Annotated in this window: 20 protein-coding genes; 14 read left to right on the top strand and 6 right to left on the bottom strand. The window is 57.6% G+C overall.

Annotated elements, in window-relative coordinates; genetic code table 11:
- Positions 1–78 precede the first annotated feature (78 nt).
- The gene (sseB, locus tag AC0TOY_RS13910) at positions 79–855 is read left to right on the top strand and encodes an enhanced serine sensitivity protein SseB (protein ID WP_407821044.1); all 777 of its coding nucleotides are present in this window, start codon (positions 79–81) and stop codon (positions 853–855) included.
- Between the two features lie 17 nt (positions 856–872).
- Here sseB and AC0TOY_RS13905 read toward each other — a convergent pair whose 3' ends face one another.
- From AC0TOY_RS13905 to AC0TOY_RS13890, 4 genes are all read right to left on the bottom strand, one after another.
- Positions 873–1,643: a MurR/RpiR family transcriptional regulator gene (locus tag AC0TOY_RS13905; RefSeq protein ID WP_061714628.1), complete on the bottom strand. Its 771-nt coding sequence runs from the start codon at positions 1,641–1,643 to the stop codon at positions 873–875.
- Positions 1,643–2,488, bottom strand: coding sequence for a 3-mercaptopyruvate sulfurtransferase (gene sseA, locus AC0TOY_RS13900; protein WP_473721961.1), 846 nt, complete (start codon positions 2,486–2,488; stop codon positions 1,643–1,645). Before sseA ends, AC0TOY_RS13905 begins: the two co-directional genes overlap by 1 nt.
- A gap of 90 nt (positions 2,489–2,578) precedes the next feature.
- Positions 2,579–3,946, bottom strand: coding sequence for a 6-phospho-alpha-glucosidase (locus tag AC0TOY_RS13895; RefSeq protein ID WP_473721960.1), 1,368 nt, complete (start codon positions 3,944–3,946; stop codon positions 2,579–2,581).
- Between the two features lie 12 nt (positions 3,947–3,958).
- On the bottom strand, positions 3,959–5,503 hold the full coding sequence (locus AC0TOY_RS13890) for a PTS transporter subunit EIIC (protein WP_473721959.1): 1,545 nt from the start codon (positions 5,501–5,503) through the stop codon (positions 3,959–3,961).
- Positions 5,504–5,789: 286 nt separating this feature from the next.
- Here AC0TOY_RS13890 and AC0TOY_RS13885 point away from each other — a divergent pair, with 286 nt between their 5' ends.
- The 13 genes from AC0TOY_RS13885 to AC0TOY_RS13825 all read left to right on the top strand — a co-directional run bounded on the left by AC0TOY_RS13885 (position 5,790) and on the right by AC0TOY_RS13825 (position 25,421).
- Positions 5,790–10,742: an alpha-2-macroglobulin family protein gene (locus AC0TOY_RS13885; protein ID WP_473721958.1), complete on the top strand. Its 4,953-nt coding sequence runs from the start codon at positions 5,790–5,792 to the stop codon at positions 10,740–10,742.
- Between the two features lies 1 nt (position 10,743).
- The gene (gene pbpC / locus AC0TOY_RS13880; protein WP_473721957.1) at positions 10,744–13,068 is read left to right on the top strand and encodes a peptidoglycan glycosyltransferase PbpC; all 2,325 of its coding nucleotides are present in this window, start codon (positions 10,744–10,746) and stop codon (positions 13,066–13,068) included.
- A gap of 156 nt (positions 13,069–13,224) precedes the next feature.
- On the top strand, positions 13,225–13,656 hold the full coding sequence (gene ndk, locus AC0TOY_RS13875; protein ID WP_003860625.1) for a nucleoside-diphosphate kinase: 432 nt from the start codon (positions 13,225–13,227) through the stop codon (positions 13,654–13,656).
- 169 nt (positions 13,657–13,825) lie between these two features.
- Entirely contained in the window at positions 13,826–14,992 is a 1,167-nt protein-coding gene (gene rlmN / locus AC0TOY_RS13870) for a dual-specificity RNA methyltransferase RlmN (RefSeq protein WP_014171168.1), read from the top strand.
- Between the two features lie 293 nt (positions 14,993–15,285).
- Positions 15,286–16,299, top strand: a complete 1,014-nt coding sequence (gene rodZ, locus AC0TOY_RS13865) for a cytoskeleton protein RodZ (RefSeq protein WP_370883384.1) — start codon at positions 15,286–15,288, stop codon at positions 16,297–16,299.
- A gap of 26 nt (positions 16,300–16,325) precedes the next feature.
- On the top strand, positions 16,326–17,444 hold the full coding sequence (gene ispG / locus AC0TOY_RS13860; RefSeq protein WP_023308814.1) for a flavodoxin-dependent (E)-4-hydroxy-3-methylbut-2-enyl-diphosphate synthase: 1,119 nt from the start codon (positions 16,326–16,328) through the stop codon (positions 17,442–17,444).
- An 80-nt stretch (positions 17,445–17,524) separates the two neighbouring features.
- Positions 17,525–18,799 carry a histidine--tRNA ligase gene (gene hisS, locus AC0TOY_RS13855; protein ID WP_473721956.1) on the top strand — a complete coding sequence of 425 codons (1,275 nt, stop codon included), beginning with the start codon at positions 17,525–17,527 and terminating at the stop codon, positions 18,797–18,799.
- A 13-nt stretch (positions 18,800–18,812) separates the two neighbouring features.
- A complete protein-coding gene (locus tag AC0TOY_RS13850; RefSeq protein WP_024908653.1) occupies positions 18,813–19,433 on the top strand; it encodes a YfgM family protein in 621 nt (206 codons plus the stop codon).
- Positions 19,434–19,443: 10 nt separating this feature from the next.
- Positions 19,444–20,622 (top strand): outer membrane protein assembly factor BamB, encoded by a 1,179-nt coding sequence (gene bamB / locus AC0TOY_RS13845; RefSeq protein ID WP_024908654.1) that lies wholly within the window; start codon positions 19,444–19,446, stop codon positions 20,620–20,622.
- A gap of 112 nt (positions 20,623–20,734) precedes the next feature.
- Positions 20,735–22,210, top strand: a complete 1,476-nt coding sequence (der, locus tag AC0TOY_RS13840; RefSeq protein WP_024908655.1) for a ribosome biogenesis GTPase Der — start codon at positions 20,735–20,737, stop codon at positions 22,208–22,210.
- A 301-nt stretch (positions 22,211–22,511) separates the two neighbouring features.
- Positions 22,512–24,056: a peptide MFS transporter gene (locus AC0TOY_RS13835; RefSeq protein ID WP_024908656.1), complete on the top strand. Its 1,545-nt coding sequence runs from the start codon at positions 22,512–22,514 to the stop codon at positions 24,054–24,056.
- A gap of 58 nt (positions 24,057–24,114) precedes the next feature.
- Entirely contained in the window at positions 24,115–25,149 is a 1,035-nt protein-coding gene (locus tag AC0TOY_RS13830) for a Gfo/Idh/MocA family oxidoreductase (protein WP_473721955.1), read from the top strand.
- Between the two features lie 50 nt (positions 25,150–25,199).
- Positions 25,200–25,421, top strand: a complete 222-nt coding sequence (locus AC0TOY_RS13825) for a zinc ribbon domain-containing protein (protein WP_148768817.1) — start codon at positions 25,200–25,202, stop codon at positions 25,419–25,421.
- Here AC0TOY_RS13825 and AC0TOY_RS13820 read toward each other — a convergent pair.
- Complete coding sequence (locus AC0TOY_RS13820; RefSeq protein ID WP_473721954.1) at positions 25,418–25,768, bottom strand: protealysin inhibitor emfourin; 351 nt, start codon at positions 25,766–25,768, stop codon at positions 25,418–25,420. The two genes, AC0TOY_RS13825 and AC0TOY_RS13820, sit on opposite strands and share 4 nt — an antisense overlap.
- Positions 25,769–26,788 carry a M4 family metallopeptidase gene (locus AC0TOY_RS13815; protein ID WP_370883386.1) on the bottom strand — a complete coding sequence of 340 codons (1,020 nt, stop codon included), beginning with the start codon at positions 26,786–26,788 and terminating at the stop codon, positions 25,769–25,771.
- Positions 26,789–26,846: the final 58 nt, after the last annotated feature.

Raw genomic sequence — 26,846 nt, 5'->3', positions numbered from 1 at the left:
GCTGCGCTTGCACGGACCTACGGTTTTGTAGGCCGGGTAAGCGAAGCGCCACCCGGCGTTTTTTGAAGTAGCCAAACTATGTCAGATACCAAAAACGAATTAGAAACCCTGCTGGAGCAGGCTGCGACCGAGCCCGCCCACCGTCCGGCTTTTTTCCGCACGCTGCTGGAATCCACCGTCTGGGTGCCGGGCACCGCGGCGGAAGGTGAGCAGGTTGTCGAAGACAGCGCGCTGGATCTGCTGCACTGGGAGAAAGATGACGGCACGTCGGTGATCCCGTTCTTTACTTCGCTGGAAGCCCTGCAGGAAGCGGTAGAAGACGAACAGGCGTTCGTGGTAATGCCGGTGCGTACCCTGTTTGAAATGACGCTGGGCCAGACGCTGTTCCTCAACGCTAAATTGCCGACCGGGAAAGAGTTCACGCCGCGTGAAATCAGCCACCTGATAGGTGAAGAGGGCAACCCGCTCAGCACCCAGGAAGTGCTGGAAGGGGGTGAAACGCTGCTGCTGTCTGAGGTGGCCGAGCCGCCCGCGCAGATGATTGATTCCCTGACGACGCTGTTCAAAACGCTCAAGCCCGTCAGGCGCGCGTTTCTCTGCTCCATCAAAGAGCGCGTGGACGAAAAGCCGGTACTGTTGATCGGTATTGAGGCCGATGGCGATTTCGACGAGATCGTTCAGGCTGCGGGCAGCGTGGCGACCGACACGCTACCGGGCGATGAGCCGATTGATATTTGTCAGGTGAAAAACGGTGAGAAGGGTATCAGCCACTTTATTACCGAGCACATCACCCCGTTCTACGAGCGTCGCTGGGGCGGCTTCCTGCGCGATCTCAAAACCAACCGCATCATCTGATTTCAGCGGGGTGAATGTCACCCCGTTGCTTCCAGCAGCAGTAAATCCATCAGCAGCACCAGATTCGACTCAAACGACGTCACCCCCGCGGCTTCGGCGGCGTAGTGTACCGCTTCGTCATAGAGCGCAAAATGCACGTCCGCCATCCCCGCCAGCGTATTGGCCGAGGCGCGGGTAAACGCGACGATGGTCATGCCGACGTTTTTGGCAATCCGCGCTTTATCCAGCACCTGCTCCGTTTCGCCGCTGCGCGAGACGGCAATAAACACCTGATAGCGCGCGGCGTTGCTGAGGAAAATATTCCTGCTGTCCCCCGGCCCGGAGATAAACGCCGTTTTGCCCAACACCTGCAGCTTCTTGGTCAGGTACTCCGCAAAGAGATAGGAAAACCCGGCGCCGTAGAGAAAGAAGCTCTCTTTCTGGCGCAGCAGGTCGGCAAACTGCTGTCGCTTCTCCTGCGTGACCCACTGAAAGGTGTGCTGATAGTTGGCGATAAACTGATTAAACAGCGCCGGGAGCTCAGGACGCGATTGCCCCTGAACGGCAATATGCGGCGTGTCGGAGAGCAGCTGCTTGCAGTGCCAGATAAACTCGCTAAAGCCGCTGAACCCCAGCTTCTGGCACAGCCGCATAATGGTGGCGGTAGAAACGAACGTCGCCTGTGCCAGCTCGCGAACCGTAATATTGCCCACCAGCAGCGGATGCTCCGTGAGGTGGGCGAGGACGCGATACTCCGCGCGGGTCAATGACGCTCCGCGCGTTAACAGCGTGGCCAGGCGGTTATCCATTATTTCGCGGGTTCGACAGGCAGATCGTCTCGCGCACCCCATTCGCTCCAGGCGCCGTCGTAGAGCGTGACGTCGCTTACGCCGAGCGTGGCGAGCGCCAGAATGACCACGCAGGCCGTTACGCCGGAACCGCAGCTGGCAATCACTGGACGATGTAAATCAACCCCTGCCCGGTCAAAAATGGCGCGCAGTTCGTCGGTAGTTTTCAGCTCGCCCTCAAATACCAGATCGCCCCATGGCACGTTCAGCGCGCCCGGAATATGTCCGCGCTTCAGCCCCGGACGCGGTTCATCCGCTTCGGCATTGAAGCGAGGAGCTGGGCGGGCATCGACGATTTGCGCCGTTTTTTCATGGCTCACAACCAGCACGTCGGTCAGGCGTTTTACCACGTGGGTGTCAAAGGTCGCGTCGAATTCACCTTCCGGCAGCGTGACGTCACCCTGCTGAAGCGGCAGCTCGTCGCGCTTCCAGCCCGCCAGCCCACCGGCAAGAATCGAGATTTTTTCCACGCCGAAGTTTTTCAGCATCCACCACGCGCGCGGCGCGGAGAAGAGGTTACCTTCATCATAGACAACGAGGTGTTTGTCTTTGCTGATGCCCAGCTCGCGCATCGCCACGGAAAACGCTTCCGGGCGCGGCAGCATGTGCGGCAGGGGAGAGGTGTGATCGGAGAGGGCTTCAATATCAAAAAATACCGCACCCGGCAGATGCCCGGCACGGTATTCACCGGGCACGTCACGATGCTCTTGTCCCGGAGGGGCCATACGCGCGTCGATAATCTGAACTTCCGGATCGTCGCCGTGCTCAATCAGCCAGTCGGCGGCGACAAAATATGAGGTGGACATGGGTTGCCTCCATTCTTTTCCGTAAAAAAGGATTGTCGGTGTTTTTTCTGACACCGACAAGCAAACCACGTTCAACTCGCGAGCAAGCCCCTATTTTTTCACCGGTTCGCCGTCCTGCCAGGCTTTTTGCAGCGCTGGCCAGTAGTCGCGGTTGGCCTCAATCATCTCATCCAGAATGGCTTTTGCATGTTCCATGGTCGGCACGGTGCGGTTGAGGGTAAACGCCTGCAAGGCTTTCTCATAGCTGCCTTCGATAGTCGCCTCCACCAGCAGCTGTTCAGAGGCGAGCTGCTGTTGCAAAAGGGTCTGATGGAATAGCGGCACCTGACCGATGCGGATCGGTTCCGGGCCCTCGGAGGTGATATAAGCGGGAACTTCCACCACCGCATCGTACGGCAGGTTGGTAATCGCCCCGCGGTTTTCCACCATCACCAGATGGCGGCTTCGCAGGTTAAAGGCCAGCGAGCAGGCCACATCGACGATAAACTCGCCGTGGACGCCCACATGGAAGGCATCCGGTAAAATTCCGGTGCGTTGATATTCTTCGGCGGCGGCGAACAGCTTTTTCTCGCGCCCGTCCATCACTTCATTGGCGCGGGTATAGTCCGGGTTCTGGTGCGCCACAATCTGGTTCGGCATCAGGTAATACTGCAGATACGGGTTCGGCAGATACTCCGGGAAGTTGTCCATAATCGGCTTAATGTTGCGCCAGGTTTTTACCCACGAAGGATCCGAGTGCTGCGGGTCGGTTTTAGCTGCATCTTCCGTCAGCAGGCCAAACTTCGCGATATGCTTACGCAGCGCCGGGAGCTTGTCCTCGCCGTCCACCAGAACGCGGGTAAACCAGCCGAAGTGGTTCAGGCCGAAGTAGTCGACTTCGAGCTTGTGGCGATCGACGCCCAGAATCGCCCCCATATTGCGCATCGCGGCTACCGGCATATCGCAGATGTTCAGCACCCGCGCGTTCGGGCGCAGGCGGCGTACGCCCTCCGCGACGATCGCCGCCGGGTTGGAGTAGTTCACGATCCAGGCCTTCTCGTGCGCATAGCGATCGACCAGATCGATAAGCTCCACCATCGGCAGGATCGTGCGCAGTCCGTACGCCAGACCCCCGGGTCCGCACGTTTCCTGGCCGACCACGCCGTGACGCAGCGGGATCTTCTCATCCTGCTCGCGCATTTTATACTGGCCGACGCGCATCTGGGCGAAGACGAAATGCGCGCCGCTGAAGGCGACTTCCGGGTCACTGGTGACGGTAAATTTGATGCTCTGACTGTGGTCGCGAATGACCTTCTCTACGACGGGCGCAATAATGTTCTGACGCGCCTCGTCGATGTCATAAAGGCGAATTTCGGCCAGCGGGAAATCCTGCAGGCGCACCATCAGACTTTTCACAATACCCGGCGTGTAGGTGCTGCCGCCGCCGGCAATCGACAGGATAAATGGGGGTGTAAACATCTTTAGCTCCTTTCAGAGAAACGTCTCAACGGCTTCTCGCATTTTTTTGACGTGCAGCCCGTAGACCACCTGAACGTTGTTACCTTGTTTGATAATCCCTTTCGCGCCGGTCGCCTTCAGCCGCGGCTCGTCGATGATGGCGACGTCCTTCACCGTGACGCGTAAGCGGGTGTAGCAGTTATCCACCACTTCAATGTTTTCCCGACCGCCCAGACCCACCACGATGGACTCGCCCAGCCCGTCGTTATTGCCTTTAGCCTGGTACTCCTGCTTGCTGTAGAGGCGCGTCTCCTGGTCCTCATCTTCACGGCCCGGCGTTTTCATGTTGAAGCGCAGGATCAGGAAGCGGAACACCACGAAGTAGAGAGCAAACATGATCAGCCCGACCACGATGTACATCGGCCAGTTGGACTTCTCCGTGCCGAGCGGCAGGTTGTAGAGGATGAAGTCGATAATCCCGTTGGCACCGATGGCGTGAACGCCCAGCAGCGAGAAAAGCATCATGCCGATGCCGGTCAGCACCGCGTGCACCACGAACAGCAGCGGGGCGACGAACAGGAAGGAGAACTCAATCGGCTCGGTCACGCCGACCAGCAGCGAGGTCAGCGCCGCCGGGATCAGAATGGCTTTCGCAACGGCTTTACGCTCCGGCTTTGCGGTCATATACATCGCCAGCGCGGCGGCAGGCAGGCCGAACATCTTGCTGATGCCGCGCGCGTCCCACACCACGGTGCTGCTGAGCTGCTTCACGTCCGGACAGGCCATCTCGGCGAAGTAGATATTGCGCGCGCCCTGATAGGTTGCGCCGCATACCTCCTGCGTGCCGCCCAGCTCGGTATAGAGGAACGGCGTATAAACCAGATGGTGCAGTCCGGTGGGGACCAGAATGCGTTCCAGGAAACCGTAGATTGCCACGCCAAGCGGCCCGGAGCCTTTGATGGCCAGCGCCAGGGCGCTAATGCCGTGCTGGGCAAACGGCCACAGTTCGCTCATCACCACACCGAGCAGCATGGAGACGGGGAGCATGACGATAGCGACAAAACAGTGGCCGGAGTAAATCGCCATCGCGCCGTTAAACTGTACGCCGGAGTATTTGTTGTACAGATAGCCGGAGAGCGCACCGGTCAGGATCCCGGCAAAAACGCCCATCTCCAGCACCTGCACGCCCAGCACCATGGTTTGTCCGGCCGCTTTCATCTGGGCTGCTGGCGCCAGCGCGCCCTGCAGCTGTAGCGTGACGTTCATGGCGTTGATGAATACGACAAAGGTCACCAGACCAATCAGCGCGGCATAGCCTTTATCACGCGTCGCCAGACCAATCGGGATCCCTACCGCAAACACCAGCGCCAGGTTCACCAGCACCGACACGGCAGATTTCGCGATAAGCTGACCAATATGCTGAATCAGGGGATGGCCAAGAAACGGCAGATACTCCGCGAGATTACCGTTACCCAGCACGTTACCAAAGGCAATGAACAGACCGACGATCGGTAAGATAAGTACCGGTCCGTACAATGATTTTCCGAAATTTTGTAGGGCGTTCACGGCTCGTTTCATGGCTTTCTCTCTTATTGAACCGCGCACTCGGGGTGCGTCATGGTCATAAAACTAGCAGTCTTCAGGCGCACTTATCCAGCTATCTTATTGTTTTAAAAACAAATGACGCGAAAGGTTACATGTGACGTTATGTGCTGTGATCGCGGTTCCATCACGGCGTAGCGGCGTGATGTCATTCTGCGAGGCGCTTTCCAGATTCTAAAATTGGACTTTTTGAATTAATGAAACTTGCGGATAATACTTATCCGGACGACGACCAACAGGCTCCATGGGCCAGGGACAAAGGATGAAACCGTTTCGCTTAGCCGCGCTCTCTCTTGCGCTGCTTACCACGTTTACGCTTGTCGGCTGTGATAACAGCGACGATAAATCTCAGGCTGCGGCTCCCGCGGCATCCACCGCATCCACACCGAAAGCCGCGGAAAAGCCAAATGCTGAAACGCTGGCTAAGCTCGCCGCCCAGAGCCAGGGAAAAGCGCTGACCCTGCTGGATGCCTCTGAAGTTCAGCTCGACGGTGCCGCCACGCTGGTACTGACATTCTCGGTTCCGCTGAATCCCGATCAGGATTTCGCGAAAACGGTGCATGTCGTGGACAAAAAAAGCGGCAAAGTTGACGGGGCGTGGGAGCTGGCGCCTAACCTGAAAGAGCTTCGCCTGCGTCATCTGGAGCCCAACCGCAACCTGGTCGTCACCGTTGAACGGGGCCTGCAGGCGTTGAACAAGGCGACGTTCGGCATTGATTATGAGAAAGCCCTGACCACCCGCGACGTTGAACCCACCGTTGGTTTTGCCAGCCGCGGCTCGCTGCTGCCGGGTAAGGTGGTGGAAGGTCTGCCGGTGATGGCGCTCAACGTCAACAATGTTGACGTCAACTTTTACCGCGTGAAGCCTGAATCGCTGGCCTCTCTTGTCAGCCAGTGGGAGTACCGCAACTCGCTGACCAACTGGGAGTCCGATAACCTGCTGAAGATGGCGGAGCTGGTTTACACCGGTCGATTCGATCTTAATCCGGCGCGCAATACGCGCGAAAAATTGCTGCTGCCCCTGAAGGATATTAAACCGCTCCAGCAGTCTGGCGTTTATATTGCGGTCATGAACCAGGCCGGGCACTACAACTACAGCAACGCCGCGACGCTCTTTACCTTAAGCGATATTGGACTGTCCGCTCACCGTTATCATAATCGCCTGGACATCTTCACCCAGAGCCTGGAAAACGGTGCGGCGCAGTCCGGCGTCACCGTCACCCTGTTGAACGACAAAGGGCAGACGCTTGCCGAAGCGAAAAGCGACGGCGATGGCCACGCAAAGCTTGAGACCGACAAAGAGGCCGCGCTGATCCTGGCCAGTAAAGATGGTCAGACCACGCTGCTCGATCTCAAGCTGCCGGCTCTTGATCTGGCGGAGTTTGATATCGCAGGGAGCCCGGGCTATAGCAAGCAGTTCTTCATGTTTGGCCCACGCGATCTCTACCGCCCGGGTGAAACGGTGATCCTCAACGGTCTGCTGCGCGACAGTGACGGTAAGCCACTTCCGGATCAGCCCGTGAAGCTCGACGTGCTGCGTCCGGATGGACAGATCGCGCGTACGATTGTCGTCAAGCCAGAGAACGGTCTCTATCGCTTCAACTATCCGCTGGACAGCGGGGCGCAGACCGGTATGTGGCATATCCGCGCCAACACCGGCGATAACCTGCAGCGCCTGTGGGACTTCCACGTCGAAGACTTCATGCCAGAGCGCATGGCGCTCAACCTGAGCGGACAAAAAACGCCGGTTTCACCGCAGGATAACGTGGACTTTAACGTGGTGGGCTATTACCTGTATGGCGCTCCGGCCAACGGTAATTCTCTGCAGGGCCAGCTCTTCCTGCGTCCGCTGCGTGACGCGGTGGCAGCGCTGCCGGGCTTCCAGTTTGGCGATATCGCCGAGGAGAACCTGAGCCGCAGCCTGGATGAGGTGCAGCTTACGCTGGATGAGCAGGGGCGTGGACAGGTTTCTACCGAAAGCCAGTGGAAAGAAGTGCACTCTCCGCTGCAGCTGATCCTGCAGGCCAGCCTGCTGGAGTCCGGCGGCCGTCCGGTAACGCGTCGCGCTGAGCAGGCCATCTGGCCGGCGGCTGAGCTGCCGGGTATTCGCCCTCAGTTCGCCAGCAAGGCCGTTTACGACTACCGCACCGATACCACCGTCAACCAGCCGATTGTTGACGAGAACGGCAACGCCAGCTTCGATATCGTTTTTGCCGATGCCAGCGGCGCGAAAAAAGCGGTGTCCGGTTTACAGGTTCGCCTGATCCGCGAGCGCCGTGACTACTTCTGGAACTGGTCTGAGAGCGAAGGCTGGCAGTCTCAGTTCGATCAGAAAGACCTGGTTGAAGGCGAGCAGGAGCTGACGCTCAAGGCCGACGAAACGGGTAAAGTCACCTTCCCGGTGGAGTGGGGTTCATACCGTCTGGAGGTGAAAGCGCCTGATGAGATGGTCAGCAGCGTGCGCTTTTGGGCAGGGTATAGCTGGCAGGATAACAGCGACGGCACCGGGGCTGCGCGCCCTGACCGCGTGACGCTGAAGCTGGATAAGCCAGCCTATCAGCCGGGTGACACCATCAACCTGCACATTGCCGCGCCAGCCGCAGGCAAGGGCTATGCGATGATCGAGTCCAGCGAAGGGCCGCTGTGGTGGAAAGAGATCGACGTACCGGCAAACGGGCTTGATCTTGCTATCCCGGTCGACAAAGCCTGGAAACGTCACGATCTCTACCTGAGTACGCTGGTGGTACGGCCTGGGGATAAATCCAAATCCGCCACGCCGAAGCGCGCGGTTGGCCTGCTTCATCTGCCGATGGGCGACGAAAATCGCCGCCTGAATATTGCGCTTGATAACCCGCAGAAGATGCGTCCAAACCAGACGCTCTCGGTGAAGGTGAAAGCCAGCGTGAAAGAGGGGGCCGTGCCGCAGAAGGTGAACGTTCTGGTCTCGGCGGTGGACAGCGGCGTGCTGAACATTACCGATTACGTCACGCCGGATCCGTGGCAGGCTTTCTTTGGTCAGAAGCGCTACGGCGCGGATATTTATGATATCTACGGCCAGGTCATTGAAGGGCAGGGCCGTCTGGCCGCGCTGCGCTTTGGTGGCGATGGGGATGAACTGAAGCGTGGCGGCAAACCGCCGGTGAACCACGTCACCATCATTGCCCAGCAGGCACAGCCGGTCACGCTGGATGCCAACGGGGAAGGTACAATTACGCTGCCGATTGGTGATTTCAACGGCGAGCTGCGTCTGATGGCGCAGGCCTGGACGGAAGACGATTTCGGCAGCAGTGAAAGCAAGATTATTGTGGCCGCGCCGGTCATTACCGAGCTGAATACCCCACGCTTCCTGGCAAGCGGAGACACCTCGAGGCTGACGCTGGATATCACCAACCTGACCGACAAGCCGCAAACGCTGAACGTTGCCCTGACCTCTACCGGCAAACTGGTGCTGGAAGGCGCGCAGCCGCAGCCGGTTCAGTTGCCGCCAGGGGCGCGCAGCACGCTGTTTATTCCCGTGCGCGCACTGGACGGTTATGGTGACGGTGAAGTGACCGCGCAGGTGACCGGCCTGCAGCTTCCGGGCGAGACTTTCGCACCGCAGCAAAAGAGCTGGAAAATCGGCGTGCGTCCGGCGTTCCCGGCGCAGACGGTGAATACCGGTGCCATGCTGAACCCCGGTGAGTCCTGGACCGCACCGGCGCAGCATAGCAACGGTTTCTCTCCTGCCACCCTGCAGGGGCAACTGTTGCTGAGCGGCAAACCACCGCTCAACCTGGCGCGCTATATTCGTGAACTGCAGGCCTACCCGTACGGATGCCTGGAGCAAACCACCAGCGGACTGTTCCCGTCGCTCTACACCAACGCGGCGCAGCTTACTGCACTTGGCATCAAGGGCGACACCGATGACAAGCGCCGTGCAGCGATTGATATTGGCATCTCCCGTCTGCTGCAGATGCAGCGTGAAGACGGTGGTTTCGCGCTGTGGGATAAAAACGGTCCGGAAGAGTACTGGCTGACGGCCTACGTGACCGACTTCCTGGTCCGTGCGGGCGAGCAGGGTTACAGCGTGCCTGCCGATGCAGTGAATAACGCCAATAGCCGCCTGCTGCGCTATCTGCAGGACCCGGGCATGATGTCTATTCGCTACAGCGACGATACTCAGGCCAGCAAGTTCGCTGTGCAGGCCTATGCCGCACTGGTACTGGCACGTCAGCAAAAAGCGCCGCTGGGCGCGCTGCGTGAAATCTGGGATCGTCACGGTCAGGTGGCTTCCGGTCTGCCGCTGATGCAGCTGGGCATGGCGCTCAAACTGATGGGCGATGCGCCGCGCAGCCAGCAGGCGCTGGACCTGGCACTTAAAACGCCGCGTAACGACAGCAAAAACTGGATGGCCGATTATGGCAGCCAGCTTCGCGATAACGCGCTGATGCTCTCTCTACTCGAGGAGTACAAGCTACTGCCGGATGCGCAAAATACGCTGCTGAATGCCCTGTCTGAACAGGCCTTCAGCCAGCGCTGGCTGTCAACGCAGGAGAGCAATGCGCTGTTCCTGGCAGGACGTTCGTTGCAAACCTTGTCCGGTACATGGCAGGCGAAAACCTCTCTGTCTGAGACCGCATCAGGCGGCGATAAGTCACTGGTGCAAAACGTGAACGGCGACCAGCTTGGCGCGCTGCAGGTTACCAATACCGGAACGACACCGCTGTGGGTGCGTCTGGACAGCACCGGTTACCCTGACTATGCCCCTCAACCGAGCTCGAACGTGCTGCAGGTTGAACGTCATATCCTGGCAACCGATGGCAGCAGTAAATCGCTCTCTTCCCTGAAGAGCGGCGAACTGGTGCTGGTGTGGCTGGAAGTTAAAGCCAGCCAGAACGTGCCGGATGCGCTGGTGGTGGATCTCCTCCCTGCGGGTCTGGAGCTGGAAAACCAGAACCTGGCAAGCAGCAGCGCCAGCCTGCAGGACAGCGGTAGCGAAGTGCAGAACCTGCTCAGCCAGATGCAGCAGGCGGATATTCAGCATATGGAATTCCGCGATGACCGCTTTGTGGCTGCCGTGCCGGTAAACGAAGGTCAGCCGGTCACGCTGGTCTATCTGGCCCGTGCCGTGACGCCGGGAACCTACCAGGTACCGGTGCCGATGGTAGAGTCTATGTATGTGCCGCAGTGGCGGGCAACGGGGGCGGCCAGTGGCCCGCTGATTGTTGTTCCGTAATATGCGAATGGCACGTTTGACACGCTCCCGCTGGCTGTGGCTGGCGGGAGCGCTTATCGTTTTATGGGGGCTGATTGTCGCCGCCGACCGCCTGTGGCCGTTACCGCTGAAAGAGGTTAACCCCGCCCGGGTGGTGGTGGATGAGAAGGGCACGCCGCTCTGGCGCTTTGCGGACAGCGACGGGATCTGGCGCTATCCGGTGACGATCGAAGAGGTCTCTCCCCGTTATCTTGAGGCGCTGATCCAGTACGAAGATCGCTGGTTCTGGGATCACCCCGGCGTAAACCCGCTCTCTGTCCTGCGCGCCGCCTGGCAGGATCTCAGTTCTGGCAAAGTCGTTTCTGGCGGCAGTACGCTGACCATGCAGGTGGCACGCCTGCTGGACCCGCATCCGCGCACCTTTGGCGGCAAAATTCGTCAGCTCTGGCGGGCGATGCAGCTGGAGTGGCACCTCTCTAAACGCGACATCCTGACGCTCTATCTCAACCGCGCGCCGTTTGGCGGTACGCTGCAGGGCGTCGGGGCGGCAAGCTGGACGTATCTTGGCAAGCCGCCGTCGCAGCTCAGCTATTCCGACGCGGCGCTGCTGGCGGTGCTGCCGCAGGCACCCAGTCGTTTACGCCCGGATCGCTGGCCTGAACGGGCCGAAGCGGCGCGCAATAAAGTGCTCGACCGCATGGCGGCGCAGGGCGTCTGGTCCGCGAAGCAGGTCAAAGAATCACGGGAAGAATCGGTATGGCTGGCACCCCGGCAGATGCCGCAGCTGGCGCCGCTCTTTGCGCGCATGATGCTCGGCAAAAGTCGCGACACGAAAATTGTCACCACGCTGGATGCCGGGCTACAGCGGCAGCTGGAAGAGCTGGCGATGAACTGGAAATCCCGCCTGCCGGCACGCAGCTCGCTGGCGATGATCGTGGTCGATCATACCGATATGAAAGTGCGCGGCTGGGTCGGATCGGTGGATATTAACGATGACAGTCGTTTTAGCCACGTGGATATGGTCAATGCGATCCGCTCCCCGGGATCGGTGTTGAAGCCCTTTATCTACGGTATGGCGCTGGACGATGGCCTGATCCATCCCGCCTCGCTGCTTCAGGACGTTCCCAGAAAAACCAGTGATTATCGCCCAGGGAATTTTGACAGCGGGTTCCACGGGCCGGTCAGCATGAGTGAAGCGCTGGTGCGCTCCCTCAACCTGCCCGCGGTACAGGTGCTGGAAGCCTACGGACCAAAACGATTTGCCGGTATGCTCAGTAACGCAGGTTTGCCGCTGATCCTGCCCGCGGGGGCGCAGCCGAATCTTTCTCTGATCCTCGGCGGGGCAGGCGCGCGGCTGGCAGATATCGCCGCTGCCTACAGTGCCTTTGCCCGACACGGTAAGGCGGGACGGCTGCGCCTGCAGCCGGGCGATCCGCTGACTGAACGTCCGCTGTTATCATCAGGCTCGGCGTGGATTATTCGCCGTATTCTGGCCAATGAAGCGCAGCCGCTACCGGATAATGCGCTACCGCAGGTTGCGCCCCTGGCGTGGAAAACCGGCACCAGCTACGGCTACCGTGATGCCTGGGCCATTGGTCTGAATGCCCGCTACGTGATTGGCATCTGGACCGGACGACCGGACGGCACGCCGGTGGCGGGGCAGTTTGGTTTCGCCAGCGCGGTTCCGCTATTAAACCAGGTCAATAACCAGCTTCAGTCGCGCTCAACGGTAGACGAAGCCCGCCTGCCTCGCGATCCGCGTCCGGAGAGTGTCGGGCGGGGCGTGATCTGCTGGCCGGGTGGCCAACCGCTGCCGGAAGGCAGTGAAAACTGTCGACGTCGCCTGTCGACCTGGCTGCTGGAAGGCAGTGAACCGCCCACGCTGCTGTTGCCGGAGCAGGAAGGCATACGCGGCATTCGTTTCCCGGTCTGGCTGGATAAAACGGGTAAACGTGTGGCGGCAGATTGCCCTGATGCAACTGAAAAAGTCCTGGATGTCTGGCCGCTACCGCTGGAACCGTGGCTGCCCGCAACCGAGCGTCGCGCGGTACGGATCCCGCCTTCATCAACAACCTGTCCTCCGCTGTCGCAGGACTCACCTGCGCCACTCATCCTGACAGGCGTACGCGAAGGGGCCGTTATCAAACGTCTGCCGGGTGAATCCCGCGTTTCGCTGCCGCTTCAGGCGACCGGCAACAGCGGTGAGCGCTGGTGGTTTTTGAACGGTGAACCGCTGAGTGTGAAGGGAAGGGTTTACACATTACAGCTTGATAAGTCGGGTGATTATCAGTTACTCGTTATGGATGAGACCGGGCAGGTCGCGACGGTGAATTTTACGTTGCAGTGATCTGAAAACAGCTTTCAGATGTGAGCTGTTGCTAAAACTCGTCTTATTTTAAAAAAATGTTACCTGAATCCATAGGCAATGGCGCTATTGCTCATTATAATCCGCGCCACACCATACTCAGGTATGCAAAACAACAGAACATTGACAGAGGTTATCATGGCTATTGAACGTACTTTTTCCATCATCAAACCAAACGCGGTGGCAAAAAACGTTATTGGCAGCATCTTCGCTCGCTTTGAATCTGCAGGGTTCAAAATTGTTGGCACCAAAATGCTGCACCTGACCGTTGAGCAGGCTCGCGGCTTCTACGCTGAGCACGAAGGTCGCCCATTCTTTGACGGCCTGGTGGAGTTCATGACCTCCGGTCCAATCGTGGTATCCGTGCTGGAAGGCGAAAACGCAGTACAGCGTCACCGCGACCTGCTGGGTGCAACCAACCCGGACAACGCGCTGGCCGGTACTCTGCGCGCTGACTATGCGGACAGCTTCACCGAGAACGGCACCCACGGTTCTGACTCTGTTGAATCTGCTGCACGCGAAATCGCTTTCTTCTTCGCAGAAGGCGAAGTGTGTCCACGTACCCGTTAATTTAACGGTTTCGTTTACACATTATTTTCGTAAATGCCGCGTCCAGACGTGGCATCCCTGCGCCAGACTTTGTACAATGCAACGCCCCGGACGAGCAGACCGCTTTCCGGGGCGTTTCTATTCAACCCTCCATGGGCCATAACGTGTAACAACGAGGCCGGAAAATATTATGTCTGAACTAGTGAATACCTCCGAAGTCGCCATTCCTGCGGTTCCCAATAAAAATGGAAAAATCAACCTGCTGGATCTGAACCGTCAGCAGATGCGCGAGTTCTTTAAAGAGATGGGCGAAAAGCCGTTTCGTGCCGATCAGGTCATGAAGTGGATGTACCATTACTGCAGCGACAATTTTGATGACATGACTGACATCAACAAGGTCCTGCGTAACAAGCTCAAAGAAGTGGCTGAAATCCGCGCACCGGAAGTGGTGGAAGAGCAGCGCTCCGCAGATGGCACCATCAAATGGGCGATTGCGGTCGGCGATCAGCGCGTTGAAACTGTCTACATCCCGGAAGAAGACCGCGCCACGCTGTGCGTCTCCTCTCAGGTTGGCTGTGCGCTGGAGTGCAAATTCTGCTCAACCGCGCAGCAAGGCTTTAACCGTAACCTGCGCGTGTCAGAAATTATCGGTCAGGTCTGGCGTGCCGCGAAAATCGTGGGCGCGGCAAAAGTGACCGGCACGCGTCCTATCACCAACGTGGTGATGATGGGGATGGGTGAGCCGCTGCTGAACCTGACCAACGTCGTTCCGGCGATGGAAATTATGCTGGATGACTTTGGCTTTGGTCTGTCCAAGCGTCGCGTCACGCTGTCTACCTCAGGCGTTGTGCCTGCGCTGGACAAGCTTGGCGACATGATTGACGTTGCGCTGGCGATCTCCCTGCACGCGCCAAACGATGAAATTCGTGACGAAATTGTGCCGATCAACAAAAAGTACAATATCGAAACCTTCCTCGCTGCCGTACGTCGCTACCTGGAGAAATCCAACGCCAACCAGGGCCGCGTGACCATCGAGTACGTGATGCTGGATCACGTCAACGACGGCACCGAACATGCGCATCAGCTGGCTGAACTGCTGAAAGATACGCCGTGCAAAATCAACCTGATCCCATGGAACCCGTTCCCGGGCGCGCCGTATGGCCGTAGCTCGAACAGCCGTATCGACCGTTTCTCCAAGGTGCTGATGGAGTATGGTTTCACCACCATCGTGCGTAAAACCCGTGGTGATGACATTGATGCCGCATGCGGACAGCTGGCAGGTGATGTCATTGACCGTACTAAACGTACCCTGCGTAAACGCATGCAGGGCGAGACGATCGCGGTTAAAGCTGTTTGATTATTATGCACTCGCGGCGCATTATCTGCGCCGTGAAGCATAACCTTACTGAATAATCAGTCAGATTCGTGATGACTGATCAATAATTACGGTGCGTTTCATTCGACTTTCGGGCAGTATGTAACGACGTAACAACAGTTTAGCCGTACGGGCAGGGCTGTACTGTCATCTCCGGGCTGACAGTCTTATACTCTCTGTTCAAGGTTAACTGACCAGAAGTTTCGCGGTGCGGGTGGCATTGTGACTCACCGGCGCCTGAACCCTTATTTTTCACGTACCAGTAGTTGTAGCGAATGAATACTGAAGCCACTCACGACCAACATGAAGCACTCTCCACTGGCGTTCGTCTTCGCAACGCCCGTGAACAACTCGGACTCAGCCAGCAAGCCGTTGCGGAACGCTTGTGCCTGAAGGTTTCCACGGTTCGCGATATTGAAGAAGATAAGGCGCCTGCCGATCTGGCTTCAACGTTCTTGCGCGGTTATATCCGCTCTTACGCAAAACTGGTGCACATCCCCGAAAACGAATTACTGCCAATGATGGAGAAGCAGGCGCCGGTCCGTGCAGCAAAAGTTGCGCCGATGCAGACCTTCTCCCTGGGGAAACGTCGTAAAAAACGTGATGGCTGGCTGATGAGCTTTACCTGGCTGGTGCTGTTTGTGGTCATCGGTCTGACCGGTGCATGGTGGTGGCAAAACCACAAGGCGCAGCAGGAAGAGATCACCACCATGGCCGATCAATCCTCCGCCGAACTCAACCAGGCCGGAAGTGAGAACGGCCAGAACGTGCCGCTGAATACCGACGGCGCAGCGTCCTCCAGCGAGCCACAGACCGCAGTGCCAGACGCGTCGGCGACCGGTGCAGCACAGACCCCGGCAGCAACGGCTAACACCGCTGCGCCGCAGGCTCAGGATCAAAACGCGGTTGTTGCCCCTTCTCAGGCGAATGTTGATACGGCGGCGAACGCGCCTGCGGCTACCCAGCCTGCAGACAATAGCGCAGCGACTCTGCCAACCAGCCCGGCGGGTACGGCGACAGCAGCCGATCCCAACGCGCTGGTGATGAACTTCAGCGCCGACTGCTGGCTGGAAGTAACTGACGCGACAGGTAAAAAACTGTTCAGCGGCCTGCAGCGCAAAGATGGCACGTTAAACCTAACCGGCCAGGCTCCTTATAAACTTAAAATCGGCGCTCCGGCAGCGGTACAGATCCAGTATCAAGGAAAACCTGTCGACCTGAGCCGCTTTATCAGAACTAACCAGGTTGCACGTCTTACCGTTAATGCCGAACAATCAGCAGCACAGTAACAGACGGGCAACGCGGGAGATTTTTCATGCATAACCAGGCTCCGATTCAACGTAGAAAATCGAAACGGATTTACGTTGGGAATGTGCCAATCGGCGATGGGGCACCTATCGCCGTTCAGTCGATGACCAACACGCGCACCACCGATGTGGAAGCGACGGTCAATCAAATCAAAGCATTAGAACGTGTAGGCGCGGACATTGTTCGCGTCTCCGTCCCAACCATGGATGCCGCTGAGGCGTTCAAACTGATCAAACAGCAGGTCAGCGTTCCGCTGGTGGCTGATATCCACTTCGACTACCGCATCGCACTGAAAGTGGCCGAATACGGCGTCGATTGCCTGCGTATTAACCCGGGCAACATCGGTAACGAAGAGCGTATCCGCATGGTCGTGGACTGCGCCCGGGATAAAAATATTCCTATCCGTATTGGCGTTAACGCCGGTTCACTGGAAAAAGATCTGCAGGAAAAATACGGTGAGCCTACGCCGCAGGCGCTGCTCGAATCCGCGATGCGCCACGTTGATCATCTCGATCGTCTCAACTTCGATCAGTTCAAAGTCAGCGTAAAAGCGTCCGATGTGTTCCTTGCCGTAGAATCTTACCGCCTGCTGGCAAAGCAGATCGACCAGCCTCTGCACCTCGGGATCACCGAAGCGGGTGGCCTGCGCAGCGGTTCGGTAAAATCCGCGATCGGTCTGGGGCTGCTGCTCTCTGAAGGGATCGGTGACACCCTGCGCGTCTCGCTGGCGGCCGATCCGGTCGAAGAGATCAAGGTCGGTTTCGATATTCTGAAGTCACTGCGTATTCGCGCGCGTGGGATCAACTTCATTGCCTGCCCAACCTGTTCACGCCAGGAGTTCGATGTGATCGGGACGGTGAATGCCCTTGAGCAACGTCTGGAGGACATTATCACCCCGATGGACGTTTCTATCATCGGCTGTGTGGTAAACGGTCCGGGTGAAGCACTGGTGTCAACCCTGGGCGTAACCGGCGGTAACAAGAAAAGTGGTCTCTATGAAGATGGCGTTCGTAAAGATCGTCTGGATAATAGCGACATGATCGACCAGCTTGAAGCCCGCATCCGCGCCAAAGCCGCCATGATGGACGAAACACAGCGTATCAGCGTTCAGCAGGTTGAAAAATAACGTGATGGGAAGCGTGCCGCTTCCCATGTATGATTGAACCCATTCTTTGGGTTTTTTTTGTATATAGAAAGAGAATAAACGTGGCAAAAAACATTCAAGCCATCCGCGGCATGAACGATTATCTGCCTGGCGAAACCGCCATCTGGCAGCGCATTGAAGGCACACTGAAGCAGGTGCTCGGCAGCTACGGTTACAGCGAAATCCGTTTGCCGATTGTAGAGCAGACCCCGTTATTCAAACGCGCGATTGGTGAAGTCACCGACGTGGTTGAAAAAGAGATGTACACCTTTGAGGACCGCAACGGCGACAGCCTGACCCTGCGTCCGGAAGGTACGGCGGGCTGCGTACGCGCCGGCATCGAACATGGTCTTCTGTACAATCAGGAGCAGCGCCTGTGGTATATCGGCCCGATGTTCCGCCACGAACGTCCTCAGAAAGGTCGTTATCGCCAGTTCAATCAGCTGGGTGTGGAAGTCTTTGGTCTGCAGGGCCCGGACATCGACGCCGAACTGATTATGCTGACCGCCCGCTGGTGGCGTGCGCTCGGTATCGCCGATCACGTTTCCCTTGAGCTGAACTCTATTGGTTCTCTGGAAGCTCGCGCTAACTACCGCGATGCGCTGGTTGCGTTCCTGGAACAGCATAAAGAGAAGCTGGACGAAGACTGCAAACGTCGCATGTACAGCAACCCGCTGCGCGTTCTGGATTCCAAAAACGCGGATGTTCAGGCACTGCTGAACGATGCACCTGCGCTTGGCGACTACCTGGATGAAGAATCTCGCGAACACTTCGCGGGCCTGTGCAAGCTGCTTGAAGCGGCAGGCATCGCCTATACCGTGAATCAGCGCCTGGTGCGCGGTCTGGACTACTACAACCGTACCGTGTTTGAGTGGGTGACCAGCAGCCTCGGCTCTCAGGGCACCGTATGCGCGGGCGGCCGTTATGACGGTCTGGTTGAGCAACTTGGTGGTCGCGCAGCGCCTGCTGTGGGCTTTGCGATGGGCCTTGAACGACTTGTTTTGCTGGTTCAGGCAGTTAATCCGGAATTTAAAGCAGAATCCGTTGTCGATATATACCTGGTGGCCTCAGGCGTGGAAACGCAGTCTGCGGCGATGCAGCTTGCCGAACGCGTGCGCGATGCGCTGCCGGGCGTTAAGCTGATGACCAACCATGGCGGCGGCAACTTCAAAAAACAGTTTGCTCGTGCCGATAAGTGGGGCGCAAGTATTGCACTGGTGCTGGGCGAGTCCGAAGTGGCTAACGGCGAAGTGGTGGTGAAGGACCTGCGCTCTGGTGAGCAGACAACGGTAACGCAGGACGGCGTTGCGGCGCACTTGCGCACTCTATTGGGCTAAGGAGAAGGACTGCGTGGAAATTTACGAGAACGAACACGATCAGGTCGACGCGATTAAACGCTTCTTTGTTGAAAACGGCAAAGCGCTGGTTGTTGGGGTTATTTTAGGTGTCGGTGCGCTGGTGGGCTGGCGTTACTGGAACAATCATCAGGCAGATTCTGCGCGCGGCGCGTCCCTGTCCTATGAAAATACCGTGAGCGCAATTCGTGCCGATCAGCCGCAAACGCTGACGGCGGCAGAGAAATTTGCGGCTGACAACAAAAACACCTACGGTGCACTGGCTGCGCTGGAAGTGGCTCAGCAGTACGTTGATAAGAACGAACTGGATAAAGCCGCTGCTCAGCTCTCTCAGAGCCTTGCTGCGGCCAGCGATGATAACCTGAAAGCGGTGATCAATCTGCGCCTGGCACGTATTCAGGTTCAGCAGAAGAAAGCTGACGATGCGCTGAAAACGCTCGATACCATCAAAGGCGAAGGTTTTGCTGCCATCGTTGCCGATCTGCGCGGTGAAGCACTGCTGAGCAAAGGTGACAAAGCGGGCGCGCGTAAAGCGTGGCAAGCTGGCGTAGAGAGCAACGCTTCACCTGCGCTGAGCGAAATGATGCAGATGAAAATAAATAATTTGTCCGTCTGAGAGGGACCCGATGCAATTGCGTAAATTACTTCTGCCAGGACTGCTTTCTGTTACGTTATTGAGTGGTTGTTCACTGTTCAGTGGCGAAGAAGACGTTGTGAAAATGTCCCCACTGCCGACGGTTGAAAACCAGTTTACCCCATCCACCGCGTGGGATGTCTCCGTGGGCAGTGGGATTGGTGATTTCTATTCCAACCTTCATCCGGCCTATGCAGACAGCGTTGTCTATGCCGCTGACCGCAAAGGTACCGTGAAAGCGGTGAACGCCGATGACGGAAAAGAAGTGTGGTCCGTTAACCTGGCGGAAAAAGACGGCTGGTTCTCCCGTAAGCCTGCACTGCTGTCTGGCGGCCTGACCGTTGCCGGTGGCCACGTCTACGTGGGCAGCGAAAAAGCGCAGGTTTATGCCCTGAACAGCAGCGACGGCTCCATTGCCTGGCAAACAACCGTAGCGGGTGAATCCCTGTCTCGCCCGGTGGTGAGCGACGGCCTGGTGCTGATTCATACCAGCAACGGCCAGCTGCAGGCGCTGAACGAAGCGGACGGTCTGGTGAAATGGACCGTTAACCTGGATATGCCTGCACTCTCTCTGCGCGGCGAATCCGCTCCGGCTACCGCATTTGGCGCTGCCATTGTGGGCGGTGACAACGGTCGCGTGAGCGCAGTGCTGATGCAGCAGGGCCAGATGATCTGGCAGCAGCGTATCTCTCAGGCCACTGGCTCAACGGAAATTGACCGTCTGAGCGACGTAGACACAACGCCGGTCATCGTTAACGGTGTGGTTTACGCGCTGGCCTATAACGGCAACCTGACCGCGCTGGATCTGCGCAGCGGCCAGATCATGTGGAAACGTGAGCTGGGCTCTGTGAACGATTTCATCGTTGAGGGTAACCGTATCTATATGGTTGACCAGAACGACCGTCTGCTGGCTCTGAGCACCGAAGGCGGCGTAACGCTGTGGACGCAAAGCGACCTGCTGCACCGTCTGCTGACCTCGCCAGCGCTGTACAACGGTAGCCTGGTTGTGGGCGACAGCGAAGGGTATATGCACTGGATCGATCCGGATAACGGCCGCTTTGTTGCACAGCAAAAAGTCGACAGCTCTGGTTTCCTGACCGATCCGGTTGTGGCCGATGGCAAGCTGCTGATTCAGGCAAAAGACGGCACGCTGTACGCGATCACGCGTTAATTACCCGGCGGTTGTAGTATACTAAACGGCTCCTGTTCACTCAGGAGCCGTTTTGACATTTTTAAAAACGCCGCGAAAGCGACGTTATTTTGAATTTTATGAGGCTTCAAACATGGTACCTGTGGTCGCGCTTGTCGGGCGCCCTAACGTTGGAAAATCCACTCTTTTTAACCGTTTAACACGCACCCGTGATGCGCTGGTTGCGGATTTCCCGGGGCTGACGCGTGACCGTAAGTACGGTCGTGCAGAGGTGGAAGGACGCGAGTTCATCTGTATTGATACCGGTGGTATTGACGGCACAGAAGACGGCGTTGAAACCCGCATGGCGGAACAGTCGCTGCTGGCGATTGAAGAAGCGGATGTGGTGCTGTTTATGGTGGATGCTCGCGCTGGCCTGATGCCGGCGGATTCCGCTATCGCTAAGCACCTGCGTTCACGCGAAAAACCGACCTTCCTGGTGGCGAACAAAACCGACGGCATCGATGCCGATCAGGCCATCGCGGATTTCTGGTCTCTGGGCCTGGGTGAAATCTACCCGATTGCGGCATCGCATGGCCGTGGCGTCACCAGCCTGCTGGAAACCGTTCTGCTGCCGTGGGTTGACGAAGTGAACCCGCCGGAAGAAGTAGACGAAGACGCTGAATACTGGGCGCAGTTCGAAGACGGAGAAGAGGGCGAAGAAGAAGAGCCTGAAGACGACTTCAACCCGCAGGATCTGCCGATCAAGCTGGCAATCGTGGGTCGTCCAAACGTAGGTAAGTCTACACTTACTAACCGTATTCTGGGTGAAGAGCGCGTGGTCGTTTACGATATGCCGGGCACCACCCGCGACAGTATCTACATCCCTATGCAGCGCGATGAGCGTGAATATGTCCTCATCGACACCGCCGGGGTGCGTAAGCGCGGGAAAATCACCGATGTGGTGGAAAAATTCTCCGTTATCAAAACCCTGCAGGCTATTGAAGATGCCAACGTCGTGCTGCTCGTCATCGACGCACGCGAAGGGATCTCCGATCAGGACCTCTCTCTGCTCGGCTTTATCCTCAATAGTGGGCGCTCACTGGTTATCGTGGTCAACAAATGGGATGGCCTGAGCAACGAGGTTCGTGAGCAGGTGAAAGAGACCCTAGACTTCCGTCTGGGCTTTATCGACTTTGCCCGCGTGCACTTCATCTCTGCGCTGCACGGCAGCGGCGTCGGTAACCTGTTCGAATCCGTGCGTGAAGCGTATGACAGCTCCACCCGTCGTCAGAGCACCGCGATGCTGACGCGCATCATGAACATGGCTGCAGAAGACCATCAGCCGCCGCTGGTGCGCGGCCGTCGCGTGAAGCTGAAATATGCCCACGCCGGTGGTTATAACCCGCCAATCGTGGTGATCCACGGCAACCAGGTGAAAGACCTGCCGGATTCCTACAAGCGCTACCTGATGAACTACTTCCGTAAATCGCTGGACGTGATGGGCACGCCTATCCGTATCCAGTTCAAGGAAGGGGAAAACCCGTTCGCCAACAAGCGCAACACCCTGACGCCAAATCAGATGCGTAAGCGTAAACGCCTGATTAAGCACATTAAGAAAAGCAAATAAGCTTTGCCGCTCTCATGAAAGCCCGCGATTATCGCGGGCTTTTTTTTTGCCGAATCATACCGCCGGTTTTCTCAGTGTGAAGTCAATCACTATTCACTTTTAACCATGTTTAAATCTAAGAAAGTAGACAATCGTCGAATTTTCATCTTAAAGTCCAGGGTCCGGTACTAGACAAAACTAGCGCCTGGTTATCAAATGGTTAACTAACCTTTCGCCGCATGTAAAAAATCGGCCAGATACGTAACTGGCCGGCGTACCTGCTGGTGTTTACAAGCACGACGACATACCTTTCGGGAGAATTATGCAATCCACTGTTAATCAAAAAGAGAGCCGAACGTTCTTCGGCCACCCGTATCCGCTCGGTTCGCTGTTCTTCACCGAGATGTGGGAGCGTTTCTCGTTTTACGGCATTCGTCCGTTACTGATCCTGTTTATGGCCGCCACCGTCTATGACGGCGGGATGGGCCTGGCGCGTGAAAACGCCTCGGCGATTGTCGGCATCTTTGCCGGTACCATGTACCTGGCCGCGCTGCCGGGCGGCTGGCTGGCGGATAACTGGCTCGGTCAGCAGAGAGCCGTCTGGTACGGTTCGATCCTTATTGCGCTCGGTCACCTGTCGATTGCGCTCTCGGCGGTGATGGGCAACAACCTGTTCTTTATCGGCCTGATGTTCATCGTGCTCGGCTCCGGGCTGTTCAAGACCTGTATTTCAGTGATGGTCGGTACCCTGTATAAAAAAGGCGACGCGCGTCGCGACGGCGGCTTCTCGCTGTTCTATATGGGTATCAACATGGGCTCGTTCATCGCGCCGCTGATTTCCGGCTGGCTGATTAAAACCCACGGCTGGCACTGGGGCTTTGGCATTGGCGGTATCGGGATGCTGGTGGCGCTGATTATCTTCCGCGTGTTTGCCGTTCCGGCCATGAAACGCTATGACGGCGAAGTTGGCCTCGACTCAACCTGGAACAGCCCGGTGGTGAAGCGTAACGGCGTGGGCGTTTGGCTGCTGGCGCTGGCGGCTGGCGTGGCAACGATCGTAACGCTGATTGCGCAGGGCGTGATTGTGATTAACCCGGTCGCGGTGGCCAGCGTGCTGGTCTACGTGATCGCGGCGTCCGTTGCCCTCTACTTCATTTATCTGTTTGTTTTTGCGGGTCTGAACCGTAAAGAGCGCGCCAGGCTGCTGGTCTGCTTTATTCTGCTGATCTCTGCGGCGTTCTTCTGGTCCGCGTTTGAACAGAAGCCAACCTCATTCAACCTGTTTGCCAACGACTACACTAACCGCATGATCGGCGATTTTGAAATCCCGGCGGTGTGGTTCCAGTCAATCAACGCCCTGTTCATCATCCTGCTGGCACCGGTGTTCAGCTGGGCGTGGCCGAAGCTGGCGAGCATGAACATTCGCCCGAGCAGCATCACCAAGTTTGTTATCGGTATTTTGTGTGCCGCAGCAGGCTTTGGCCTGATGATGCTGGCGGCACAAAACGTGCTGAGCAACGGTGGGGCGGGCGTGTCGCCGTTCTGGCTGGTGGGCAGCATCCTGATGCTGACGCTCGGCGAACTGTGTCTGAGCCCGATTGGTCTGGCGACCATGACGCTGCTGGCGCCGGAGAGAATGCGCGGCCAAATGATGGGGCTGTGGTTCTGTGCGAGCGCGCTGGGTAACCTGGCGGCGGGCCTGATTGGCGGCCACGTGAAGGCCGACCAGCTGGATATGCTGCCGGATCTCTTTGCGCGCTGCTCCGTCGCGCTGCTGATTTGTGCCGCGGTACTGATCGTCCTCATTGTTCCGGTACGCCGCATGCTGGAAAATGCGCAGACTAAACCGGCAGCTAACGCCTCATAAACCTCGAGCTTGCCGGGGCGGCGTTATGCCCCGGCAATTTACTCAACGAGGTAAGAATATGCTGTTAGGGTTTGTGGGTCTTGGCGCAGTCGTTGAAACAGCTTACCTGCCCGCAATACGAAAATGCTTTGATAATCCCCCTCACTGTTTAGGCTTTGATATCCAGCCCGTAAAACAGCCGGAGGGGGTAACGCGTTGTGCCACACTGGCTGAACTTCTCTCCCAGCCGCTTGATACCCTGTTTATTACCACGGCATCGCTGCACCATCTTGAGGTGCTTGAACACGCTCTCGCCTCATCAGTTTCCCGCATCGTGGTTGAAAAACCGATTGTCGCCACGCTGTCCCAAATCGAAAAGCTCAACGCGCTGCTGGCAAACCCTGACCTCGCCTCCCGCGTGCTGGCGCTCGATCACTGGATGGCGCGCATCGAAACGGTGAAGCGGTCGCTGGTTGGCAATGTCTCTGACATCGTCAAAATCGACGGCTTTTTGCAGGAGCCGAGCGGAGTTAACGCCGCTGGGCAACCCATCGCGCTTAACTTTGCCACCGGCGAGCCGGACACCCGTACGCTTCGCCACCCGGACGGCGTGATTCTGGATATCGGTACGCACGTGCTGGCGATGCTGCGCGAAACGGTGCGTTATCTGGGCGGGAATGATGAGATGACGTTGCAGGTGGTGACGGCTAAAGACCGCCTGGGCCGCGATATCGCAAAAGGCGACCTGACCACGGCGGAGGGCGAGGCGCATCTGCAGGGCCGCATCAGCGGCGTGCCGGTGGATATCTGGCTTAATAAATATGCGGGACCCGCTGGCGGGCAAAAAGGCTTACGGCTCTGGTTGCGTGACGGGCGGACCATCAGTTACGACCGGCGCGGCGCTGAAGATGTACTGGAGATGATCGATGGCGACACGCGGCAATGCTGGACAATTCCCGGCACAATCTACGAGCACTGTCTTGCAGAGCAGATCCTGGGCGCCAACAGCCTGTTTGAACGGGATCCGCACGAGGTGAGCCGCACGACGCGCCGCCGAATCGAGGAAGTTGAGCTGCTGCTGACCTTGCAGCAACAGCTGCGTGGCCCGCACTGAACGCAACGTGGTAAAATTATCGCAGACCTCAACGCTTTGAAGGAGTCACCATGACGATTACCTGCCCGGATTGCCAGGCACCGCTTGAGCCCGTGAACGGGGTGGCACATTGCGAGAGCTGTAATAAGGATATTGCGCTTGAAGCCCGCTGCCCGGAGTGTCATCAGCCACTCCAGGTCTTAAAAGCCTGCGGGGCGGTGGACTACTTCTGCCAGAACGGCCACGGTCTTATCTCTAAAAAACGCGTGGAGTTTGTTCGGGCCGAAGGTTAATCGCACACGCAGCCTTCGCCTTTCTTCCACAGCTCGACCAGCGACTCGGGCGCTTCATGCTCCGGTACCAGCACGATGATATCGGCGTAGTGCGCCTGATTTTGCCCGGTCCAGATAATCTGGATGCGGAAATAGCGCTGGTCGCCGCTGCCGGGTGACGAGGCCTGTCCCGGCGGCTGACCGCGCGGAAAGGCCTGCTCGAGGATGCTTACCAGACGCTGGCGCTGGGCCTCATTGAGCGAGGAGAGCGCGATGGTGCGCTGGCCGCTCAGCTTAGGAATATAAGCGACGCCGCCTTCCCGGGCCAGCTCAACCACGGCGTCATCCGTCAGTTCCGGAACCTGCATTTACAACACTCCCACCTGTTCCCAGGCTTGTTTAATGGCCGCACCAGCGTCGCCGCCGGAGCGTTTCTCTCCGTGCGCGATCGTCAGTTTTGCGAAGGCCTCAAAATCTGCATCCTGCGCCAGATTGCGATCGCAAACCGTGTCGTACCAGGCATAACCCGCTTTTTCCCAGGCGTAGCCGCCGATCGCCGTCGCGGCCAGATAAAATGCCCGGTTGGGGATGCCGGAGTTGAGATGAACGCCGCCGTTATCCTCGCGCGTTTTAATGAAATCTTTCATGTGCGCGGGCTGCGGGTCTTTGCCGAGCAGCGGATCGTTGTAGGCGGTGCCCGGTTCAGACATTGAGCGCAGCCCTTTGCCGTTGATCCCTTTCGCCAGCAGCCCTTCACCAATCAGCCAGTCCGCTTTATCGGCGGTTTGCTTCAGATGGTACTGCTTCACCAGCGAGCCAAACACGTCCGACAGCGACTCATTCAGCGCGCCCGACTGCTCAAAGTAGATAAGCCCGGCTTCGGTCTCGGTCACGCCGTGGCTCAGCTCGTGTGCCACCACGTCGATGGCGATGGTAAAGCGGTTAAATATTTCCCCGTCGCCGTCGCCAAATACCATCTGCTGACCGTTCCAGAAGGCGTTCTGATATTCCCGTCCATAGTGAACGGTGCCGGTTAAAATAAGCCCTTTGTTATCGAGCGAATTGCGCTGATATTCTTTCCAGAAGAAATCATGGGTAATACCCAAATAATCGTAGGCTTCATCCACCGCTACATCGCCGTTCGACGGCTGGCCTTCGTAACGCACCTGCGTACCCGGCAGCTCCTGGGTTTGTTTCGCATCGTAAATATCGCGCTCCAGCTGTCCGGCTTTATTCACGTGCGGCGCGGCGGGTTTGCCCGGCATATGGGCCATCAGCGTCTGGACGTGGGTTAAGGTCTGGCGGGCACAGCGCTGCTGCGGCTCGGAACCGCTTTCGATAATACGACGAAGAATATAAGGGGGAATCACGCTATAAAGATGGGGCATGCTGCTCTCCTTATTAAAAAAGGGAATAGCAGCAGTATAGTAAGTAACTGGCGAAGAA

The organism is Enterobacter sp. PL_is379, assembly GCF_055817355.1.
The sequence above is the reverse complement of the archived record's forward strand: the minus strand, read 5'-3'. Positions and strand labels throughout refer to the sequence as shown.

Coding starts and splice junctions, on each gene's coding strand:
- sseB (WP_407821044.1), top strand. CDS start 79: ATGTCAGATACCAAAAACGAATTAGAAACCCTGCTGGAGCAGGCTGCG.
- AC0TOY_RS13905 (WP_061714628.1), bottom strand. CDS start 1,643: ATGGATAACCGCCTGGCCACGCTGTTAACGCGCGGAGCGTCATTGACC.
- sseA (WP_473721961.1), bottom strand. CDS start 2,488: ATGTCCACCTCATATTTTGTCGCCGCCGACTGGCTGATTGAGCACGGC.
- AC0TOY_RS13895 (WP_473721960.1), bottom strand. CDS start 3,946: ATGTTTACACCCCCATTTATCCTGTCGATTGCCGGCGGCGGCAGCACC.
- AC0TOY_RS13890 (WP_473721959.1), bottom strand. CDS start 5,503: ATGAAACGAGCCGTGAACGCCCTACAAAATTTCGGAAAATCATTGTAC.
- AC0TOY_RS13885 (WP_473721958.1), top strand. CDS start 5,790: ATGAAACCGTTTCGCTTAGCCGCGCTCTCTCTTGCGCTGCTTACCACG.
- pbpC (WP_473721957.1), top strand. CDS start 10,744: ATGCGAATGGCACGTTTGACACGCTCCCGCTGGCTGTGGCTGGCGGGA.
- ndk (WP_003860625.1), top strand. CDS start 13,225: ATGGCTATTGAACGTACTTTTTCCATCATCAAACCAAACGCGGTGGCA.
- rlmN (WP_014171168.1), top strand. CDS start 13,826: ATGTCTGAACTAGTGAATACCTCCGAAGTCGCCATTCCTGCGGTTCCC.
- rodZ (WP_370883384.1), top strand. CDS start 15,286: ATGAATACTGAAGCCACTCACGACCAACATGAAGCACTCTCCACTGGC.
- ispG (WP_023308814.1), top strand. CDS start 16,326: ATGCATAACCAGGCTCCGATTCAACGTAGAAAATCGAAACGGATTTAC.
- bamB (WP_024908654.1), top strand. CDS start 19,444: ATGCAATTGCGTAAATTACTTCTGCCAGGACTGCTTTCTGTTACGTTA.
- der (WP_024908655.1), top strand. CDS start 20,735: ATGGTACCTGTGGTCGCGCTTGTCGGGCGCCCTAACGTTGGAAAATCC.
- AC0TOY_RS13835 (WP_024908656.1), top strand. CDS start 22,512: ATGCAATCCACTGTTAATCAAAAAGAGAGCCGAACGTTCTTCGGCCAC.
- AC0TOY_RS13830 (WP_473721955.1), top strand. CDS start 24,115: ATGCTGTTAGGGTTTGTGGGTCTTGGCGCAGTCGTTGAAACAGCTTAC.
- AC0TOY_RS13825 (WP_148768817.1), top strand. CDS start 25,200: ATGACGATTACCTGCCCGGATTGCCAGGCACCGCTTGAGCCCGTGAAC.
- AC0TOY_RS13820 (WP_473721954.1), bottom strand. CDS start 25,768: ATGCAGGTTCCGGAACTGACGGATGACGCCGTGGTTGAGCTGGCCCGG.
- AC0TOY_RS13815 (WP_370883386.1), bottom strand. CDS start 26,788: ATGCCCCATCTTTATAGCGTGATTCCCCCTTATATTCTTCGTCGTATT.